At 43.2% G+C, this 18,659-nt stretch carries 33 protein-coding genes; all 33 read left to right on the top strand.

Translation table 11 applies throughout. From position 1 onward, the window contains the following. The first annotated feature begins 82 nt into the window (after nt 1–82). The 33 genes from rpsL (at nt 83) to rplQ (ending at nt 18,445) form a co-directional block, all read left to right on the top strand. The gene (rpsL, locus tag ACTHS8_RS08445; protein WP_002218431.1) at nt 83–454 is read left to right on the top strand and encodes a 30S ribosomal protein S12; all 372 of its coding nucleotides are present in this window, start codon (nt 83–85) and stop codon (nt 452–454) included. Nucleotides 455–571: 117 nt separating this feature from the next. After that, nucleotides 572–1,042, top strand: coding sequence for a 30S ribosomal protein S7 (gene rpsG, locus ACTHS8_RS08450; RefSeq protein WP_002240962.1), 471 nt, complete (start codon nt 572–574; stop codon nt 1,040–1,042). A gap of 18 nt (nt 1,043–1,060) precedes the next feature. Continuing rightward, nucleotides 1,061–3,166, top strand: coding sequence for an elongation factor G (gene fusA, locus ACTHS8_RS08455; protein WP_063076706.1), 2,106 nt, complete (start codon nt 1,061–1,063; stop codon nt 3,164–3,166). An 85-nt stretch (nt 3,167–3,251) separates the two neighbouring features. After that, entirely contained in the window at nt 3,252–4,436 is a 1,185-nt protein-coding gene (gene tuf, locus ACTHS8_RS08460; RefSeq protein ID WP_440373472.1) for an elongation factor Tu, read from the top strand. Nucleotides 4,437–4,453: 17 nt separating this feature from the next. Continuing rightward, nucleotides 4,454–4,765, top strand: coding sequence for a 30S ribosomal protein S10 (gene rpsJ / locus ACTHS8_RS08465; RefSeq protein ID WP_002642322.1), 312 nt, complete (start codon nt 4,454–4,456; stop codon nt 4,763–4,765). Between the two features lie 250 nt (nt 4,766–5,015). Beyond that, entirely contained in the window at nt 5,016–5,660 is a 645-nt protein-coding gene (gene rplC / locus ACTHS8_RS08470; protein ID WP_004464584.1) for a 50S ribosomal protein L3, read from the top strand. After that, nucleotides 5,660–6,280 carry a 50S ribosomal protein L4 gene (gene rplD, locus ACTHS8_RS08475; protein ID WP_003684798.1) on the top strand — a complete coding sequence of 207 codons (621 nt, stop codon included), beginning with the start codon at nt 5,660–5,662 and terminating at the stop codon, nt 6,278–6,280. Before rplC ends, rplD begins: the two co-directional genes overlap by 1 nt. Then, complete coding sequence (gene rplW, locus ACTHS8_RS08480; RefSeq protein ID WP_197459389.1) at nt 6,277–6,591, top strand: 50S ribosomal protein L23; 315 nt, start codon at nt 6,277–6,279, stop codon at nt 6,589–6,591. The genes rplD and rplW overlap by 4 nt, the downstream gene beginning before the upstream one ends. Nucleotides 6,592–6,596: 5 nt before the next feature. Continuing rightward, nucleotides 6,597–7,430 carry a 50S ribosomal protein L2 gene (gene rplB, locus ACTHS8_RS08485; protein ID WP_003684813.1) on the top strand — a complete coding sequence of 278 codons (834 nt, stop codon included), beginning with the start codon at nt 6,597–6,599 and terminating at the stop codon, nt 7,428–7,430. Between the two features lie 5 nt (nt 7,431–7,435). Beyond that, the gene (gene rpsS, locus ACTHS8_RS08490; RefSeq protein ID WP_002215422.1) at nt 7,436–7,714 is read left to right on the top strand and encodes a 30S ribosomal protein S19; all 279 of its coding nucleotides are present in this window, start codon (nt 7,436–7,438) and stop codon (nt 7,712–7,714) included. 8 nt (nt 7,715–7,722) lie between these two features. Beyond that, nucleotides 7,723–8,052 carry a 50S ribosomal protein L22 gene (gene rplV, locus ACTHS8_RS08495; protein WP_003749277.1) on the top strand — a complete coding sequence of 110 codons (330 nt, stop codon included), beginning with the start codon at nt 7,723–7,725 and terminating at the stop codon, nt 8,050–8,052. 9 nt (nt 8,053–8,061) lie between these two features. Further along, nucleotides 8,062–8,754: a 30S ribosomal protein S3 gene (gene rpsC, locus ACTHS8_RS08500; RefSeq protein ID WP_003684753.1), complete on the top strand. Its 693-nt coding sequence runs from the start codon at nt 8,062–8,064 to the stop codon at nt 8,752–8,754. Continuing rightward, nucleotides 8,738–9,154, top strand: coding sequence for a 50S ribosomal protein L16 (gene rplP, locus ACTHS8_RS08505; RefSeq protein ID WP_003684741.1), 417 nt, complete (start codon nt 8,738–8,740; stop codon nt 9,152–9,154). Before rpsC ends, rplP begins: the two co-directional genes overlap by 17 nt. Further along, nucleotides 9,154–9,345, top strand: a complete 192-nt coding sequence (gene rpmC, locus ACTHS8_RS08510) for a 50S ribosomal protein L29 (protein WP_003684705.1) — start codon at nt 9,154–9,156, stop codon at nt 9,343–9,345. The genes rplP and rpmC overlap by 1 nt, the downstream gene beginning before the upstream one ends. Then, nucleotides 9,345–9,608 carry a 30S ribosomal protein S17 gene (gene rpsQ / locus ACTHS8_RS08515; RefSeq protein ID WP_003684766.1) on the top strand — a complete coding sequence of 88 codons (264 nt, stop codon included), beginning with the start codon at nt 9,345–9,347 and terminating at the stop codon, nt 9,606–9,608. Before rpmC ends, rpsQ begins: the two co-directional genes overlap by 1 nt. Nucleotides 9,609–9,835: 227 nt before the next feature. Beyond that, a complete protein-coding gene (rplN, locus tag ACTHS8_RS08520) occupies nt 9,836–10,204 on the top strand; it encodes a 50S ribosomal protein L14 (RefSeq protein WP_002215434.1) in 369 nt (122 codons plus the stop codon). Nucleotides 10,205–10,215: 11 nt separating this feature from the next. Beyond that, nucleotides 10,216–10,539, top strand: a complete 324-nt coding sequence (gene rplX, locus ACTHS8_RS08525; RefSeq protein ID WP_003684754.1) for a 50S ribosomal protein L24 — start codon at nt 10,216–10,218, stop codon at nt 10,537–10,539. A gap of 9 nt (nt 10,540–10,548) precedes the next feature. Next, nucleotides 10,549–11,088, top strand: coding sequence for a 50S ribosomal protein L5 (rplE, locus tag ACTHS8_RS08530; RefSeq protein WP_003684750.1), 540 nt, complete (start codon nt 10,549–10,551; stop codon nt 11,086–11,088). A gap of 2 nt (nt 11,089–11,090) precedes the next feature. Continuing rightward, entirely contained in the window at nt 11,091–11,396 is a 306-nt protein-coding gene (gene rpsN / locus ACTHS8_RS08535) for a 30S ribosomal protein S14 (RefSeq protein ID WP_003684736.1), read from the top strand. A 14-nt stretch (nt 11,397–11,410) separates the two neighbouring features. After that, a complete protein-coding gene (gene rpsH / locus ACTHS8_RS08540; RefSeq protein ID WP_003684738.1) occupies nt 11,411–11,803 on the top strand; it encodes a 30S ribosomal protein S8 in 393 nt (130 codons plus the stop codon). A gap of 13 nt (nt 11,804–11,816) precedes the next feature. Beyond that, nucleotides 11,817–12,350 carry a 50S ribosomal protein L6 gene (rplF, locus tag ACTHS8_RS08545; RefSeq protein WP_039408163.1) on the top strand — a complete coding sequence of 178 codons (534 nt, stop codon included), beginning with the start codon at nt 11,817–11,819 and terminating at the stop codon, nt 12,348–12,350. Nucleotides 12,351–12,363: 13 nt separating this feature from the next. Next, nucleotides 12,364–12,717 (top strand): 50S ribosomal protein L18, encoded by a 354-nt coding sequence (rplR, locus tag ACTHS8_RS08550; RefSeq protein WP_003749287.1) that lies wholly within the window; start codon nt 12,364–12,366, stop codon nt 12,715–12,717. A gap of 17 nt (nt 12,718–12,734) precedes the next feature. Next, entirely contained in the window at nt 12,735–13,253 is a 519-nt protein-coding gene (gene rpsE / locus ACTHS8_RS08555; protein ID WP_003684704.1) for a 30S ribosomal protein S5, read from the top strand. Beyond that, nucleotides 13,246–13,431, top strand: coding sequence for a 50S ribosomal protein L30 (gene rpmD, locus ACTHS8_RS08560; protein ID WP_003684808.1), 186 nt, complete (start codon nt 13,246–13,248; stop codon nt 13,429–13,431). Before rpsE ends, rpmD begins: the two co-directional genes overlap by 8 nt. A gap of 1 nt (nt 13,432) precedes the next feature. Then, nucleotides 13,433–13,867: a 50S ribosomal protein L15 gene (gene rplO / locus ACTHS8_RS08565; RefSeq protein WP_004520192.1), complete on the top strand. Its 435-nt coding sequence runs from the start codon at nt 13,433–13,435 to the stop codon at nt 13,865–13,867. Between the two features lie 13 nt (nt 13,868–13,880). Further along, nucleotides 13,881–15,194 carry a preprotein translocase subunit SecY gene (gene secY, locus ACTHS8_RS08570; protein WP_154954173.1) on the top strand — a complete coding sequence of 438 codons (1,314 nt, stop codon included), beginning with the start codon at nt 13,881–13,883 and terminating at the stop codon, nt 15,192–15,194. A gap of 4 nt (nt 15,195–15,198) precedes the next feature. Continuing rightward, on the top strand, nt 15,199–15,417 hold the full coding sequence (gene infA / locus ACTHS8_RS08575; protein WP_003684714.1) for a translation initiation factor IF-1: 219 nt from the start codon (nt 15,199–15,201) through the stop codon (nt 15,415–15,417). Nucleotides 15,418–15,435: 18 nt separating this feature from the next. Next, a complete protein-coding gene (rpmJ, locus tag ACTHS8_RS08580; RefSeq protein ID WP_003697674.1) occupies nt 15,436–15,549 on the top strand; it encodes a 50S ribosomal protein L36 in 114 nt (37 codons plus the stop codon). A gap of 67 nt (nt 15,550–15,616) precedes the next feature. Further along, entirely contained in the window at nt 15,617–15,979 is a 363-nt protein-coding gene (gene rpsM / locus ACTHS8_RS08585; RefSeq protein ID WP_063075322.1) for a 30S ribosomal protein S13, read from the top strand. Nucleotides 15,980–15,998: 19 nt separating this feature from the next. After that, nucleotides 15,999–16,394, top strand: coding sequence for a 30S ribosomal protein S11 (gene rpsK, locus ACTHS8_RS08590; RefSeq protein WP_002216249.1), 396 nt, complete (start codon nt 15,999–16,001; stop codon nt 16,392–16,394). Between the two features lie 19 nt (nt 16,395–16,413). Then, complete coding sequence (gene rpsD / locus ACTHS8_RS08595) at nt 16,414–17,034, top strand: 30S ribosomal protein S4 (RefSeq protein ID WP_039863983.1); 621 nt, start codon at nt 16,414–16,416, stop codon at nt 17,032–17,034. A 25-nt stretch (nt 17,035–17,059) separates the two neighbouring features. Then, nucleotides 17,060–18,046, top strand: coding sequence for a DNA-directed RNA polymerase subunit alpha (locus tag ACTHS8_RS08600; protein WP_003684706.1), 987 nt, complete (start codon nt 17,060–17,062; stop codon nt 18,044–18,046). A 24-nt stretch (nt 18,047–18,070) separates the two neighbouring features. Beyond that, the gene (gene rplQ, locus ACTHS8_RS08605) at nt 18,071–18,445 is read left to right on the top strand and encodes a 50S ribosomal protein L17 (RefSeq protein WP_003684792.1); all 375 of its coding nucleotides are present in this window, start codon (nt 18,071–18,073) and stop codon (nt 18,443–18,445) included. Nucleotides 18,446–18,659: the final 214 nt, after the last annotated feature.

Below are 18,659 nucleotides of genomic sequence, written 5' to 3' on the forward strand. Positions count from 1 at the left end.
ACTAAACCCTTGCAATAAAAATATAATTCCAATCTTGTCGACATGGTGTCGGCAAGTATTTAACTCAACAGGACGAGAAAATATGCCAACTATTAACCAATTGGTACGCAAAGGTCGTCAAAAGCCTGTGTACGTAAACAAAGTGCCTGCACTAGAAGCTTGCCCGCAAAAACGTGGCGTGTGCACCCGTGTATACACAACTACCCCTAAAAAACCTAACTCTGCATTGCGTAAAGTATGTAAAGTTCGCCTGACCAACGGTTTTGAAGTCATTTCATATATCGGCGGTGAAGGCCACAACCTGCAAGAGCACAGCGTCGTATTGATTCGCGGCGGTCGTGTAAAAGACTTGCCAGGTGTACGTTACCACACTGTACGCGGTTCCTTGGATACTGCAGGTGTTAAAGACCGTAAACAAGCCCGTTCTAAATACGGTGCTAAGCGTCCTAAATAATTATCGGGACTCAAATAGGCACGTCGGCCGCCTAAGCTGAACAACGGCCGAGTAAGTGAATACTCAATTGGGTATTCATGGGAATTGACCCAACTGAATAGATTAAAGGAAATTAAAATGCCAAGACGTAGAGAAGTCCCTAAGCGCGACGTACTGCCAGATCCTAAGTTCGGCAGCGTTGAACTGACTAAATTCATGAACGTATTGATGATTGACGGTAAAAAATCTGTTGCAGAACGTATCGTTTACGGTGCACTGGAACAAATTGAGAAAAAAACCGGCAAAGTAGCAATCGAAGTATTTAACGAAGCCATTGCAAACGCCAAACCTATCGTGGAAGTGAAAAGCCGCCGTGTAGGTGGTGCAAACTACCAAGTTCCTGTTGAAGTTCGTCCTTCACGTCGTCTGGCTTTGGCAATGCGCTGGGTTCGCGACGCGGCCCGTAAACGTGGTGAGAAATCTATGGACCTGCGCTTGGCAGGCGAATTGATTGATGCGGCTGAAGGTCGTGGCGGTGCGTTGAAAAAACGTGAAGAAGTACACCGTATGGCTGAAGCTAACAAAGCATTCTCTCACTTCCGTTTCTAATATTGAAAGGCTAACAAAATGGCTCGTAAGACCCCTATCAGCCTGTATCGCAATATTGGTATTTCTGCCCATATTGACGCGGGTAAAACAACCACAACAGAACGTATTCTGTTCTATACAGGTTTGACTCATAAGTTGGGTGAGGTGCATGACGGTGCAGCAACTACCGATTACATGGAACAAGAGCAAGAGCGTGGTATTACCATTACTTCTGCTGCTGTGACTTCTTATTGGTCCGGTATGGCGAAACAGTTCCCTGAACACCGTTTCAACATCATCGATACCCCGGGACACGTTGACTTTACCGTAGAGGTAGAGCGTTCTATGCGTGTATTAGACGGTGCAGTAATGGTTTACTGTGCAGTAGGTGGTGTTCAACCTCAATCTGAAACCGTATGGCGTCAAGCTAACAAATACCAAGTTCCTCGCTTGGCATTTGTAAACAAAATGGACCGTCAAGGTGCCAACTTCTTCCGCGTTGTCGAGCAAATGAAAACCCGTTTGCGCGCGAACCCTGTACCTATCGTAATCCCGGTTGGTGCAGAAGATAGCTTCAGTGGTGTTGTTGACCTGCTGAAAATGAAATCTATCATCTGGAACGAAGCTGATAAAGGTACAACCTTTACCTATGGCGATATTCCTGCGGAGTTGGTTGAAACTGCTGAAGAATGGCGTCAAAACATGATTGAAGCCGCAGCAGAAGCCAGCGAAGAATTGATGGATAAATACTTGGGTGGTGAAGAGCTGACCGAAGAAGAAATCGTAGGCGCATTGCGTCAACGTACTTTGGCAGGTGAAATCCAACCAATGTTGTGCGGTTCTGCATTTAAAAACAAAGGTGTTCAACGTATGTTGGACGCAGTAGTAGAATTGTTGCCTGCTCCTACCGACATTCCTCCTGTTCAAGGTGTTAACCCTAACACTGAAGAAGCAGACAGCCGTCAAGCCAGCGATGAAGAGAAATTCTCTGCATTGGCGTTCAAAATGTTGAACGACAAATACGTTGGTCAGCTGACTTTCATTCGCGTTTACTCTGGTGTCGTGAAATCCGGTGATACCGTATTGAACTCTGTAAAAGGTACTCGCGAACGTATCGGTCGTTTGGTGCAAATGACTGCTGCGGACCGTACTGAAATTGAAGAAGTACGCGCTGGCGACATCGCCGCTGCTATCGGTCTGAAAGATGTTACTACCGGTGAAACTTTGTGCGCAGAAAGCGCGCCGATTATCTTGGAGCGCATGGAATTCCCTGAGCCGGTAATTCACATTGCTGTTGAACCAAAAACCAAAGCCGACCAAGAGAAAATGGGTATTGCCCTGAACCGTTTGGCTAAGGAAGACCCTTCTTTCCGCGTTCGTACAGATGAAGAATCTGGTCAAACCATTATTTCCGGTATGGGTGAGTTGCACTTGGAAATTATTGTTGACCGTATGAAACGCGAATTCGGTGTGGAAGCTAACATTGGTGCGCCTCAAGTTGCATATCGTGAAACTATCCGCAAAGAAGTTGAAGCAGAATACAAACACGCTAAACAATCTGGTGGTAAAGGTCAATACGGTCACGTTGTGATCAAAATGGAACCTATGGAACCGGGTGGTGCAGGTTACGAATTTATCGACGAAATTAAAGGTGGTGTGATTCCTCGCGAATTCATTCCTTCTGTCGATAAAGGTATCCGCGATACCCTGCCTAACGGTATCGTTGCGGGCTACCCAGTAGTTGACGTACGCGTACGTTTGATCTTCGGTTCTTCGCATGATGTCGACTCTTCACAATTGGCCTTCGAATTGGCAGCTTCTCAAGCCTTTAAAGAAGGTATGCGTAAAGCCAATCCAGCTCTGTTGGAACCAATCATGGCAGTTGAGGTGGAAACGCCTGAAGAATACATGGGTGATGTAATGGGCGACTTGAACCGTCGTCGTGGCGTTGTATTGGGTATGGATGATGACGGTATCGGCGGTAAGAAAGTTCGTGCCGAAGTACCTCTGGCAGAAATGTTCGGTTACTCAACCGACCTGCGTTCTGCAACCCAAGGCCGCGCTACTTACTCCATGGAGTTCAAAAAATACGCTGAAGCTCCTGCTCACGTAGCTGCTGCTGTAACTGAAGCCCGCAAAGGCTAATCAGAAAAGGCCGTCTGAAACTGAAAATAAATTTTCAGACGGCCATTGTTCTTTAATCGATCTTTATATGTAAAGGAATTAGCTCATGGCTAAGGAAAAATTTGAACGTAGCAAACCGCACGTAAACGTTGGCACCATCGGTCACGTTGACCATGGTAAAACCACTCTGACTGCTGCTTTGACTACTATTTTGGCTAAAAAATTCGGTGGCGCTGCAAAAGCTTACGACCAAATTGACAACGCTCCTGAAGAAAAAGCTCGTGGTATTACCATTAATACCTCACACGTAGAATACGAAACTGAAACCCGTCACTACGCGCACGTAGACTGCCCGGGCCACGCCGACTACGTTAAAAACATGATTACCGGTGCTGCACAAATGGACGGCGCGATCTTGGTATGTTCCGCAGCTGACGGTCCTATGCCACAAACTCGCGAACACATCCTGTTGGCTCGCCAAGTAGGTGTACCTTACATCATCGTATTCATGAACAAATGCGACATGGTTGACGATGCCGAGCTGTTGGAACTGGTTGAAATGGAAATCCGTGACTTGTTGTCAAGCTACGACTTCCCAGGCGATGACTGCCCAATCGTACAAGGTTCTGCACTGAAAGCTTTGGAAGGTGACGCTGCTTACGAAGAAAAAATCTTCGAATTGGCTGCTGCCTTGGACAGCTACATCCCAACACCTGAGCGTGCTGTGGACAAACCTTTCTTGTTGCCTATCGAAGACGTATTCTCTATCTCTGGCCGTGGTACAGTAGTAACCGGTCGTGTAGAGCGCGGTATCATCCATGTTGGTGACGAGATCGAAATCGTAGGTCTGAAAGCAACCCAAAAAACTACTTGTACCGGCGTTGAAATGTTCCGCAAACTGCTGGACGAAGGTCAAGCTGGTGACAACGTAGGCGTATTACTGCGTGGTACTAAACGTGAAGACGTAGAGCGTGGTCAAGTATTGGCTAAACCAGGTACTATCACTCCTCACACCAAGTTCAAAGCAGAAGTATACGTACTGAGCAAAGAAGAGGGTGGTCGTCACACTCCATTTTTCGCTAACTACCGTCCACAATTCTACTTCCGTACTACTGACGTAACTGGTGCAGTTACTTTGGAAGAAGGTGTAGAAATGGTAATGCCAGGTGAGAACGTAACCATTACTGTAGAACTGATTGCGCCAATCGCTATGGAAGAAGGTCTGCGCTTTGCGATTCGTGAAGGTGGTCGTACCGTAGGTGCGGGTGTGGTTTCTTCTGTAATCGCTTAATTGAGGGATATTGATAAATGGCAAACCAAAAAATCCGTATCCGCCTGAAAGCTTATGATTACAGTCTGATTGACCGTTCTGCGCAAGAAATCGTTGAAACTGCCAAACGTACTGGCGCTGTTGTTAAAGGTCCGATTCCTTTGCCAACTAAAATCGAACGTTTCAACATCTTGCGTTCCCCTCACGTGAACAAAACTTCTCGTGAACAATTGGAAATCCGTACCCACTTGCGTCTGATGGACATCGTGGACTGGACTGATAAAACTACTGATGCACTGATGAAACTGGATCTTCCAGCAGGTGTAGATGTAGAAATTAAAGTTCAATAAGAACTGAAAAACCGAACAGCTTGGCTGTTCGGTTTTTTATAGAATTCTTAGGCAGTCTGAAAATTTTCAGATATTTGGTAACCCTTCATCCGAAAAAATGATGGGTTTAAGAAGTTAAATTGAAATTTTTGTTGATATTTCTTTGATTTGTCAATTATAATGGCAGACTTGGTACATCCGTATCAAGTTTAACTTTGTCTGAAAGGCAGGCCAATCGTAGCCCGCCCCTTTACTTAAAAGGAAAATAATCATGACTTTAGGTCTGGTTGGACGCAAAGTTGGTATGACTCGCGTGTTCGACGAACAGGGTGTTTCTGTTCCGGTAACTGTTTTGGATATGTCTGCCAACCGCGTTACACAAGTGAAATCCAAAGATACTGACGGCTACACTGCTGTACAAGTTACCTTTGGTCAGAAAAAAGCTAATCGTGTCAACAAAACTGAAGCCGGTCACTTTGCTAAAGCAGGTGTTGAAGCTGGTCGCGGTTTGGTTGAATTTGCTTTGACTGAAGAAAAACTGGCTGAATTGAAAGCCGGTGATGAAATTACCGTTTCTATGTTTGAAGTTGGTCAATTGGTAGATGTAACCGGTACCTCTAAAGGTAAAGGTTTCTCTGGTACGATCAAACGTCATAACTTCGGTGCTCAACGTACTTCCCACGGTAACTCCCGTTCCCACCGTGTTCCTGGTTCTATCGGTATGGCACAAGACCCTGGTCGCGTGTTCCCTGGTAAACGAATGGCAGGTCAATACGGTAACACTAAAGCAACTGTTCAAAAATTGGAAGTTGTACGTGTTGATGCTGAACGCCAACTCTTGTTGGTTAAAGGTGCTGTTCCGGGTTCGGTTAACAGCGACGTCGTGGTTCGTCCTAGCGTGAAAGTAGGTGCGTAATGGAATTGAAAGTAATTGACGCTAAAGGACAAGTATCTGGCAGCTTGGCTGTTTCTGATGCTTTGTTTGCTCGCGAATACAATGAAGCTCTGGTTCACCAACTGGTTACTGCTTACTTGGCAAATGCCCGTTCTGGTAATCGTGCGCAAAAAACTCGTGCCGAAGTAAACCACTCTACTAAAAAACCATGGCGCCAAAAAGGTACTGGTCGTGCTCGTTCCGGTATGACTTCTTCTCCGCTGTGGCGTAAAGGTGGTCGTGCATTCCCAAACAAACCTGATGAAAACTTCACTCAAAAAGTGAACCGTAAAATGTATCGTGCCGGTATGGCGACTATTTTGTCCCAATTGGCTCGAGATGAACGTTTGTTTGCAATCGAAGCATTGACTGCTGAAACTCCTAAAACCAAAGTTTTTGCTGAACAAGTGAAAAATTTGGGTTTGGAGCAAGTTCTGTTTGTAACTAAACAGCTCGACGAGAATGTTTACTTGGCTTCACGCAACTTGCCTAACGTATTGGTTTTGGAAGCTCAACAAGTTGATCCTTACAGCTTGCTGCGTTACAAAAAAGTCGTTATTACTAAAGATGCAGTTGCACAATTAGAGGAGCAATGGGTATGAATCAACAACGTTTGACTCAAGTAATCTTGGCACCTATCGTTTCTGAAAAAAGCAACGTATTGGCTGAAAAACGTAACCAAATGACGTTTAAAGTTTTGGCAAATGCAACTAAACCTGAAATTAAAGCGGCTGTTGAGCTGCTGTTCGGCGTTCAAGTTGCAGACGTTACTACTGTTACCATTAAAGGTAAAGTTAAACGTTTTGGTCGCACTTTAGGTCGTCGCAGCGATATTAAAAAGGCTTATGTAAGCCTGGCTGCAGGCCAAGAGTTGGATTTGGAAGCCGCTGCTGCAGCTGCAGATAAGGAATAAACAAAATGGCAATCGTTAAAATGAAGCCGACCTCTGCAGGCCGTCGCGGCATGGTTCGCGTGGTAACAGAAGGTTTGCACAAAGGTGCACCTTATGCACCTCTGCTGGAAAAGAAAAATTCTACTGCCGGTCGTAACAATAATGGTCATATTACTACCCGTCATAAAGGTGGTGGCCATAAACATCATTACCGCGTTGTAGATTTTAAACGTAACAAAGACGGTATCCCTGCAAAAGTAGAGCGTATCGAATATGACCCTAACCGTACTGCATTTATTGCACTGTTGTGCTATGCAGATGGTGAGCGTCGCTACATCATTGCTCCTCGTGGTATTCAAGCCGGTGCAGTATTGGTTTCCGGTGCTGAAGCTGCTATCAAAGTAGGTAACACTCTGCCGATCCGCAATATTCCTGTTGGTACAACTATTCACTGTATCGAAATGAAACCAGGTAAAGGTGCACAAATTGCACGTTCTGCTGGTGCTTCTGCGGTATTGCTTGCAAAAGAAGGTGCTTACGCACAAGTTCGTTTGCGGTCTGGTGAAGTGCGCAAAATTAGCGTAAATTGCCGTGCAACTATCGGTGAAGTTGGCAACGAAGAACAAAGCCTGAAAAAAATCGGTAAAGCTGGTGCTAACCGCTGGCGTGGTATTCGTCCGACCGTTCGCGGTGTTGTAATGAACCCTGTTGATCACCCACATGGTGGTGGTGAAGGCCGTACTGGTGAGGCTCGCGAACCGGTTAGCCCATGGGGTACTCCTGCTAAGGGCTACCGCACTCGTAATAACAAACGCACGGATAACATGATTGTTCGTCGTCGTTACTCAAATAAAGGTTAATTAGTATGGCTCGTTCATTAAAAAAAGGCCCATATGTAGACCTGCATTTGCTGAAAAAAGTAGATGCTGCTCGTGCAAGCAACGACAAACGCCCAATTAAAACTTGGTCACGTCGTTCTACCATTTTGCCTGATTTCATTGGTCTGACTATCGCTGTACACAACGGTCGCACTCACGTGCCTGTGTTTATCAGCGATAACATGGTTGGTCATAAATTAGGTGAGTTCTCATTGACCCGTACCTTTAAAGGCCACTTGGCTGATAAAAAGGCTAAAAAGAAATAAGGTGAATCATGAGAGTAAGTGCACAACATAAAAACGCCCGTATTTCAGCTCAAAAAGCTCGTTTGGTAGCTGATTTGATTCGTGGTAAAGACGTTGCCCAAGCTTTGAATATCTTGGCATTCAGTCCTAAAAAAGGTGCTGAGCTGATTAAAAAAGTATTGGAATCAGCAATCGCCAATGCCGAGCACAATAATGGTGCTGACATTGACGAACTGAAAGTGGTAACTATCTTTGTTGACAAAGGCCCAAGCTTGAAACGTTTCCAAGCTCGTGCCAAAGGTCGCGGTAACCGCATCGAGAAACAAACTTGTCATATTAACGTGACAGTGGGCAACTAAGGAAAAGCTATGGGACAAAAGATTAACCCTACAGGCTTTCGCCTGGCGGTAACTAAAGACTGGGCTTCAAAATGGTTTGCTAAAAGCACCGACTTTTCTACTGTTTTGAAACAAGATATTGATGTTCGTAACTACTTGCGTAAAAAACTGGCCAATGCTTCAGTTGGTCGCGTAGTGATCGAGCGTCCTGCTAAATCTGCACGTATTACCATTCACTCTGCTCGTCCAGGTGTGGTTATTGGTAAAAAAGGTGAGGATATCGAAATCTTGAAACGTGACTTGCAAGCTCTGATGGGTGTGCCTGTTCATGTAAATATTGAAGAGATTCGTCGTCCTGAATTGGATGCGCAAATCATTGCTGATGGTATTGCTCAGCAGCTTGAAAAACGTGTTCAATTCCGTCGCGCTATGAAACGTGCAATGCAAAATGCAATGCGTTCTGGTGCTAAAGGCATCAAGATCATGACTTCAGGCCGTCTGAATGGTGCTGATATCGCTCGTAGCGAATGGTACCGTGAAGGTCGCGTACCTTTGCATACTTTGCGTGCGAACGTAGATTATGCAACTAGCGAAGCGCACACTACTTATGGTGTACTGGGTCTGAAAGTTTGGGTTTATACAGAAGGTAATATTAAATCTTCTAAACCTGAGCATGAGAAGAAACAAAGAAAGGCAGGTGGACGTAATGCTGCAGCCAACTAGACTGAAATATCGCAAGCAACAAAAAGGCCGTAACACCGGTATTGCTACTCGCGGTAACAAAGTAAGTTTCGGTGAATTCGGTTTGAAAGCCGTAGGCCGTGGTCGTTTGACTGCCCGCCAAATCGAAGCTGCTCGTCGTACTATGACTCGTCATATTAAACGTGGCGGTCGTATTTGGATTCGTGTATTCCCTGATAAACCAATTACTGAGAAACCTATCCAAGTTCGTATGGGTGGCGGTAAAGGTAATGTGGAATATTACATTGCTGAAGTTAAACCAGGCAAAGTATTGTACGAAATGGACGGTGTTCCTGAGTCTTTGGCTCGTGAAGCATTTGAATTGGCCGCTGCCAAATTGCCTATTCCTACAACCTTTGTAGTAAGACAGGTGGGTCAATAATGAAAGCAAATGAATTGAAAGACAAATCTATTGAGCAATTAAACTCTGATTTGTTGGACTTGTTGAAAGCTCAGTTTGGCTTACGCATGCAAAATGCAACCGGTCAGTTGGGTAAATCTAGCGAGTTAAAACGTGTACGTCGCGATATTGCTCGTATTAAAACCATTTTAACTGAAAAAGGTGCTAAGTAATGAGCGAAGCTAAAAATGTTCGTACTTTGCAAGGCAAAGTGGTAAGCGACAAAATGGACAAAACTGTTACAGTATTGGTTGAGCGTAAAGTTAAACACCCTCTGTACGGTAAAATTATTCGTTTATCAACTAAAATCCATGCTCATGATGAAAACAATCAATATGGTATTGGTGATGTAGTGGTAATCGAGGAATCTCGTCCTTTGTCGAAAACCAAGTCTTGGGTTGTAAAAGAATTGGTTGAGAAAGCACGTACTGTTTGATTTAAAACACAGTAATGTAGCTTAATAAGAAACGAAGTCTTGCAGCAAAGTTAATTTGCGTGTAAACTTCGTTTCTTATCTTCCAGCTTCTTATGGAAGTTTCTCTCCCTTCGGGATCCAAGACTGGTTTACTAGAACCGTGATGGTTTCATTTAATAAGCAGCTTAAAGTAAGGTGCGAGTTATATGAAAGTGGTAAATTAAGTTGGTTAATTTAAAGGTACTAATATGATTCAAATGCAGACCATCTTAGATGTGGCTGATAACTCTGGTGCGCGTCGCGTAATGTGCATCAAAGTATTGGGCGGATCTAAGCGTCGCTACGCTTCTGTTGGCGACATTATTAAAGTTGCAGTTAAAGATGCAGCCCCACGTGGTCGTGTCAAAAAAGGTGATGTATACAATGCAGTAGTTGTTCGTACTGCTAAGGGTGTGCGTCGTCCTGATGGTGCGTTAATTAAATTCGATAACAATGCTGCTGTGTTGTTGAATAATAAACTTGAACCTCTGGGTACCCGTATTTTTGGTCCGGTAACCCGTGAATTGCGTACTGAGCGATTTATGAAAATCGTTTCATTGGCGCCTGAAGTATTATAAGGAATAGCGCGATGAATAAGATCATTAAAGGCGATCAGGTTGTAGTGATTACCGGTAAAGATAAAGGTAAGCAAGGTCAAGTAGTTCGAGTGTTGGGTGATAAAGTTGTTGTTGAGGGTGTTAATGTCGTAAAACGCCATCAAAAACCTAATCCAATGCGTGGTATTGAGGGTGGCATTATTACTAAAGAAATGCCTTTGGATATTTCTAATATTGCAATCCTGAATCCGGAAACTAATAAAGCAGACCGTGTTGGTATTAAGCTGATTGAAAATGAAGGCAAAGTTAAACGCGTTCGTTTCTTCAAATCAAATGGCTCTATCATTGGAGCATAAGGAGATAACATGGCTCGTTTGAGAGAGTTTTATAAAGATACAGTTGTTCCTGAATTGGTTAAACAATTTGGTTACAAATCAGTAATGGAAGTTCCACGTATTGAAAAAATCACCTTGAATATGGGTGTAGGTGAAGCTGTTGCTGATAAAAAAGTTATGGAGCATGCTGTTTCTGATTTAGAGAAAATTGCTGGTCAAAAACCAGTTGTTACTGTTGCTCGTAAATCTATCGCAGGTTTTAAAATCCGTGATAACTATCCAGTTGGTTGCAAAGTAACATTGCGTCGTGATCAAATGTTTGAATTCTTGGATCGTTTGATTACTATTGCGTTGCCTCGCGTACGTGACTTCCGTGGTGTAAGCGGTAAATCATTTGATGGTCGTGGCAATTACAATATGGGCGTTCGTGAGCAAATTATTTTCCCGGAAATTGAATACGATAAAATCGATGCTTTGCGTGGTTTGAATATTACTATTACAACTACTGCAAAAACTGATGAAGAAGCGAAAGCTTTGTTGTCACTGTTCAAGTTTCCGTTTAAAGGATAATCATGGCTAAGAAAGCACTTATTAATCGTGAGCTGAAACGTCAAGCATTGGCGAAAAAGTTTGCAGCTAAACGTGAGGCAATTTTCGCTGTTATTAATGATGCTAATGCGACTGAAGAAGAACGTTTTGAAGCACGTTTGAAATTTCAATCCATTCCTCGTAATGCAGCACCTGTACGTCAACGTCGTCGTTGTGCTTTAACAGGTCGTCCTCGTGGCACTTTCCGTAAATTTGGTTTGGGCCGTATTAAAATCCGTGAAATCGCTATGCGTGGCGAGATCCCTGGTGTTGTTAAAGCTAGCTGGTAATAGGAGTATAAATAATGAGTATGCATGATCCTATTTCCGATATGTTGACTCGTATTCGCAATGCGCAACGTGCTAATAAAGCAGCAGTTGCCATGCCTTCCTCTAAACTGAAATGTGCAATTGCAAAAGTTCTGAAAGAAGAAGGTTATATCGAGGATTTTGCGGTTTCTGCTGATGCAAAACCGGTATTGGAAATTCAATTGAAATACTATGCAGGTCGTCCTGTGATTGAGCAAATTAAACGTGTTTCACGTCCAGGTTTGCGTATTTACAAAGCATCAAGTGAGATCCCTAGCGTAATGAATGGTTTGGGTGTCGCTATTGTTAGTACTTCTAAAGGTGTAATGACTGATCGCAAAGCCCGTTCTGAGGGTGTAGGTGGTGAGTTGTTGTGCATCGTAGCCTAGTGGAGAAAAGTAAATGTCACGCGTCGCAAAAAACCCAGTGACTGTTCCTGCTGGTGTAGAAGTAAAATTCGGAACAGAGGCATTGGTTATCAAAGGTAAAAACGGCGAATTGTCTTTTCCTTTGCATTCCGATGTTGCTATTGAACTGAACGATGGTAAATTGACTTTTGCTGCAAAAAATGATAGTAAACAGGCTAATGCTATGTCTGGTACTGCTCGTGCATTGGTTAATAACATGGTTAAGGGTGTTTCTGAAGGTTTTGAGAAAAAACTTCAATTGATTGGTGTGGGTTATCGTGCCCAAGCTCAAGGCAAAGTTTTGAACTTGTCTCTGGGTTTCTCTCATCCAATCGTATACGAAATGCCTGAAGGTGTTTCTGTTCAAACTCCTAGCCAAACAGAAATCGTTTTGACTGGTGCAGATAAACAAGTGGTTGGCCAAGTCGCTGCTGAAATCCGTGCATTCCGTTCTCCTGAACCTTATAAAGGTAAAGGTGTTCGTTATGTAGGTGAAGTAGTAGTGATGAAAGAAGCCAAGAAAAAATAATTGAGGTTCACTAATGGATAAACATACAACCCGACTCCGTCGTGCACGCAAAACCCGTGCGCGTATTGCGGACTTGAAAATGGTAAGATTATGTGTGTTCCGCAGCAATAATCATATTTATGCTCAAGTAATTAGTGCTGAAGGTGATAAAGTATTGGCTCAAGCCTCTACATTGGAAGCTGAAGTACGTAGTAGCCTGAAATCAGGTAGCAACGTTGAAGCAGCAGCTGTAGTTGGTAAGCGTATTGCTGAAAAAGCTAAAGCAGTAGGTGTTGAAAAAGTTGCTTTTGACCGTTCAGGTTTCCAATATCACGGTCGTGTGAAAGCTTTGGCTGAAGCTGCACGTGAAAATGGTTTAAGCTTCTAATATTTGGAGACTTTCAGATGGCAAAACATGAAATTGAAGAACGCGGTGATGGCCTGATTGAAAAGATGGTCGCAGTTAATCGCGTGACTAAAGTAGTTAAAGGTGGCCGTATCATGGCTTTCTCTGCACTGACTGTTGTTGGTGATGGTGATGGTCGCATCGGTATGGGCAAAGGTAAATCAAAAGAAGTACCAGTTGCTGTTCAAAAGGCAATGGATCAAGCTCGACGCTCTATGATTAAAGTACCTTTGAAAAACGGTACTATTCATCATGAGGTTATTGGTCGTCATGGTGCTACTAAAGTATTTATGCAACCTGCTAAAGAAGGTAGCGGTGTGAAAGCTGGTGGTCCAATGCGTTTAGTATTTGATGCTATGGGTATCCATAACATTTCAGCTAAAGTACATGGTTCTACTAATCCTTACAATATTGTACGCGCTACATTAGACGGTTTGTCTAAACTGTATACCCCTGCTGATATTGCTGCTAAACGTGGCTTGACAGTAGAAGATATTTTGGGAGCTAACCATGACTGAGCAAAAAAAGATTAAAGTTACATTGGTTAAGAGCCTGATCGGTACAATTGAATCTCATCGTGCATGTGCTCGCGGTTTAGGTTTGCGCCGCCGTGAACATACTGTAGAGGTTTTGGATACCCCTGAAAACCGTGGCATGATCAATAAAATCAGCTACTTGTTGAAAGTGGAGTCTTAATATGTTTTTGAATACTATTCAACCTGCTGAGGGTGCTACTCACGCTAGTCGTCGTGTAGGCCGTGGTATTGGTAGCGGCTTGGGTAAGACAGGTGGTCGTGGTCATAAAGGTCAAAAAAGCCGTTCTGGTGGCTTCCACAAGGTAGGTTTTGAAGGCGGTCAAATGCCTTTGCAACGCCGTCTGCCGAAACGTGGTTTCAAATCTTTGACTGCTGCCGCGAATGCTGAAGTTCGTTTGAGTGAATTAAATCTGATTGCTGTGAACGAGATTGATGTCTTGGTTCTTAAACAAGCTGGTCTGATTCCTGCAACTGCTTCTAATGTAAAAGTTATTGCTTCTGGTGAAATCTCAAAAGCAGTTACCTTGAAAGGTGTAAAAGCTACTAAAGGTGCTAAAGCTGCTATTGAAGCTGCCGGTGGTAAAGTAGAAGAATAAGGCTTGCACTACAGTGGCTAATCAACAATCTTTATCAGGATTATCCAAATTTGGTGATCTGAAAAAACGTCTGGTGTTCCTTTTAGGTGCTTTAGTCGTTTTCCGTATTGGTGCTCATATACCGGTACCGGGCGTAGATGCTGTTGCATTAGCTAAGTTATACGAAGGCGCTGCAAACGGCATATTCGGAATGTTAAATATGTTCTCGGGTGGTTCGTTGGAGCGCTTTAGTATATTTGCAATTGGTATCATGCCTTATATTTCGGCATCGATTATTGTTCAGCTTGCTTCTGAAATTGTTCCTTCTTTAAAAGCTTTAAAGAAGGAAGGTGAGGCTGGTAGGAAAATAATTACGAAATATACTAGGTATGGGACGGTATTATTGGCTGTATTGCAAAGCTTTGGTGTTGCAACATTTGTTTATCAACAAGGTGTTGTTGTAACGAGTTCGCTTGAGTTTCATATTTCTACAGTAGTCTGTTTGGTTACAGGTACTATGTTTCTGATGTGGTTAGGGGAGCAAATTACCGAGCGTGGTATTGGTAATGGTATTTCTTTAATTATTACAGCAGGCATTGTATCGGGTATCCCATCCGGTATTGTTCGGTTGTTAACTTTGACTGAACAAGGTTCCATGAGTATGTTGATGGCAGTATCCATTGTGATTGGTATTTTGCTGTTGATCTATGCTGTAGTTTATTTTGAGAGTGCTCAGCGTAAAGTTCCTGTACATTATGCTAAAAGGCAGTTTGGCTCTGGAATGATGCCGGGACAAAGCATTCATATGCCGTTCAAGCTAAATATGGCAGGTGTTATTCCTCCTATTTTTGCTTCCAGTATCATTTTATTTCCATCTACACTTTTAGGTTGGTTTGGTTCAAATAGCACGAATTCTGTTCTTCATAAGGTTGCTGCAATGCTGCAACACGGACAGCCTTTGTATATTGTATTATTTGCCACAACTATCATCTTCTTCTGCTATTTCTATACTGCTTTAGTATTTAGCCCTAAAGAGATGGCTGAAAATTTGAAGAAGAGTGGCGCATTTGTACCGGGTATTCGCCCAGGTGAGCAAACCTCTAGATATTTGGAAAAAGTTGTACTGAGACTGACATTATTTGGTGCTTTGTATATCACTATAATCTGTCTGATACCTGAATTTTTAACGACGGCATTGAAAGTTCCTTTCTATTTAGGTGGAACATCTCTGCTTATTTTGGTTGTCGTTACAATGGATTTTAGGACACAAATCAATTCATATAGAATGAGTAGTCAGTATGAAGACTTGATGAGTCGTCCAGATATGAAATCTTTGTCACGTAAGTAGGCTTATGGCTAAAGAAGATACCATACAGATGCAGGGCGAAATCCTTGAAACTCTGCCCAATGCAACATTTAAAGTAAAACTGGAAAATGATCATGTAGTACTTGGTCATATATCTGGCAAAATGCGGATGCACTATATCCGTATTTCTCCAGGTGATAAGGTAACAGTTGAATTAACTCCTTATGATTTAACCCGTGCTCGGATTGTTTTCCGAGCAAGATAAACGATAAAAGGAAATAAAATGCGTGTACAACCTTCTGTAAAGAAAATTTGTCGCAATTGCAAGATTATTCGTCGTAATCGTGTAGTTCGCGTAATTTGTACTGACCCACGTCACAAACAACGTCAAGGTTAAGAAGCTAGTTTTCTTAACTATTGATTTTGTGGTATAGTGACATACTTTGCCCTAAAAAGGAAAAAATATGGCTCGTATTGCAGGGGTAAATATCCCTAATAATGCCCATATCGTAATTGGCCTTCAGGCTATTTATGGTATTGGTGCGACTCGTGCTAAATTGATTTGTGAGGCAGCAAATATTGCTCCTGCTACTAAAGCAAAAGATTTGGACGAGGCTCAATTAGACGCTTTGCGTGAGCAAGTTGCTAAATATGAAGTTGAAGGCGATTTGCGTCGTGAAGTAACGATGAGCATTAAACGACTGATGGATATGGGTTGCTATCGTGGCTTCCGTCATCGTCGTGGCTTGCCTTGTCGTGGTCAACGCACTCGCACAAATGCTCGCACCCGTAAAGGTCCGCGCAAAGCGATTGCCGGTAAGAAATAAATTTTAAGGAATTTGATTAATGGCTAAAGCAAACACAGCTTCGCGTGTACGTAAAAAAGTACGTAAAACCGTAAGCGAAGGTATTGTGCACGTTCATGCATCTTTCAACAATACCATCATTACAATCACTGACCGTCAAGGCAATGCATTGTCTTGGGCTACCTCTGGCGGCGCTGGTTTTAAAGGTTCTCGTAAAAGTACACCATTTGCAGCACAAGTTGCAGCAGAAGCAGCTGGTAAAGTTGCCCAAGAGTATGGCGTTAAAAATTTAGAAGTTCGCATTAAAGGCCCTGGCCCTGGTCGCGAATCTTCTGTACGTGCTTTAAACGCTCTTGGTTTCAAGATTACCAGCATTACTGACGTTACCCCGTTGCCTCATAACGGTTGCCGTCCGCCTAAAAAACGTCGTATTTAATATTGGAGTGATTTAAAACATGGCACGTTATATTGGCCCTAAATGTAAATTAGCACGTCGCGAAGGTACGGATCTGTTTTTGAAGAGTGCACGTCGCTCTTTGGATTCCAAATGTAAAATGGATTCTGCACCTGGTCAACACGGTGCAAAAAAACCACGTTTATCAGACTACGGTTTGCAATTGCGTGAAAAACAAAAAATTCGTCGTATTTATGGCGTATTAGAGCGTCAATTCCGTCGTTACTTCGCGGAAGCAGCTCGTCGTAAAGGCTCTACCGGTGAATTGCTGCTGCAATTGCTGGAGTCTCGTTTGGACAATGTCGTTTACCGTATGGGTTTTGGCTCTACTCGCGCCGAAGCACGTCAATTGGTTTCTCATAAAGCTATCGTTGTAAACGGTCAAGTTGTTAATATCCCTTCTTTCCAAGTTAAAGCAGGTGATGTTGTAGCTGTTCGTGAAAAAGCTAAGAAACAAGTACGTATCCAAGAAGCATTGAGCCTGGCTACTCAAATTGGCTTGCCAAGCTGGGTATCTGTTGATGCCGACAAATTGGAAGGCGTATTCAAAAATATGCCGGATCGCTCAGAATTGTCTGGCGATATTAATGAACAGCTGGTGGTAGAGTTCTACTCTAAATAATGCTAGCTCAATGAGGGACAGTTAAATGCAAAATAGCACAACCGAATTTTTGAAACCTCGTCAAATCGATGTAGATACTTTGTCTTCCACTCGGGCCAAGGTGTCTATGCAGCCATTTGAACGTGGTTTTGGTCATACTTTAGGTAATGCTTTGCGTCGTATCTTACTGTCATCCATGAATGGCTTTGCCCCAACTGAAGTAGTTATTTCCGGCGTATTGCACGAATACTCTACTATTGATGGTGTTCAAGAGGATGTTGTCGACGTTCTCTTGAACATTAAAGGTATCGTATTCAAGCTTCACGGTCGTAACCAAGTTCAGTTGACTTTGAAAAAAACAGGTGCCGGTGCTGTTGTAGCTGGTGATATTGATTTGCCACACGATGTGGAAATCATCAATCCTGAACATGTTATTTGCCACTTGGCTGACAATGGCCAAATCGACATGGAAATTAAAGTAGAGCAAGGTCGTGGTTATCAATCTGTTTCAGGCCGTCGCGTTTTGCGTGATGAGAACAAACAGATTGGTGCGATTCAGTTGGATGCGAGCTTTTCGCCCATCAGTCGTGTTAGCTTTGAAGTTGAACCTGCACGCGTAGAGCAACGTACGGATTTGGATAAATTGGTTTTGGATATTGAAACCAATGGTTCTATTGATCCAGAAGAAGCTGTACGTAGTGCCGCACGTATCTTAATTGACCAAATGTCTATTTTTGCAGATCTGCAAGGTACTCCGGTTGAAGAGGTTGAAGAAAAAGCGCCTCCTATCGATCCTATCTTGCTGCGTCCTGTAGATGATTTGGAATTAACCGTACGTTCAGCTAATTGTCTGAAAGCTGAAGATATTTACTATATTGGCGATTTGATTCAACGTACTGAAACCGAGCTTCTCAAGACCCCTAATTTGGGTCGTAAATCTTTGAATGAGATCAAAGAAGTGTTGGCCTCTAAAGGTCTGACATTAGGTTCCAAATTAGAAGCTTGGCCGCCTGTAGGCTTAGAAAAGCCGTAAGTTTGAAGATTAAAGGATAATGACATGCGTCATCGTAATGGCAACCGCAAATTAAACCGTACTAGCAGCCACCGTGCTGCGATGCTGCGCAATATGGCGAATTCCTTGTTGACTCACGAAACCATCGTGACAACTTTGCCTAAAGCAAAAGAATTGCGCCGCGTAGTTGAGCCCTTGATTACCTTGGGTAAAAAACCTTCTTTGGCAAACCGTCGTTTGGCTTTTGACCGCACTCGCGATCGTGATGTTGTAGTTAAATTGTTTGACGAATTAGGTCCACGCTTTGCTGCTCGTAACGGCGGCTATGTTCGTGTACTGAAATACGGTTTCCGTAAAGGCGACAATGCTCCTTTGGCATTGGTTGAATTGGTTGATAAAGCAGCTGATTCTGCTGAATAAGCATATTAATAAAAAAGCACTACCTGTTTAGGTGGTGCTTTTTTATTTGGATAGACCCTTTCTCATTTCGCAGTGCTACAATTACGCGCCTGACGTTAAGGGTATTTGGTATGTTGTAGCTCCCTTTCTCATTTCGCAGTGCTACAATGAAGCCATTGATAGCCACGACGTTCACGAAGTTGTAGCTCCCTTTCTCATTTCGCAGTGCTACAAT

Source organism: Neisseria sp. P0016.S008 (assembly GCF_051957775.1).
GTDB classification, from domain to species: Bacteria; Pseudomonadota; Gammaproteobacteria; order Burkholderiales; family Neisseriaceae; genus Neisseria; species Neisseria flavescens_B.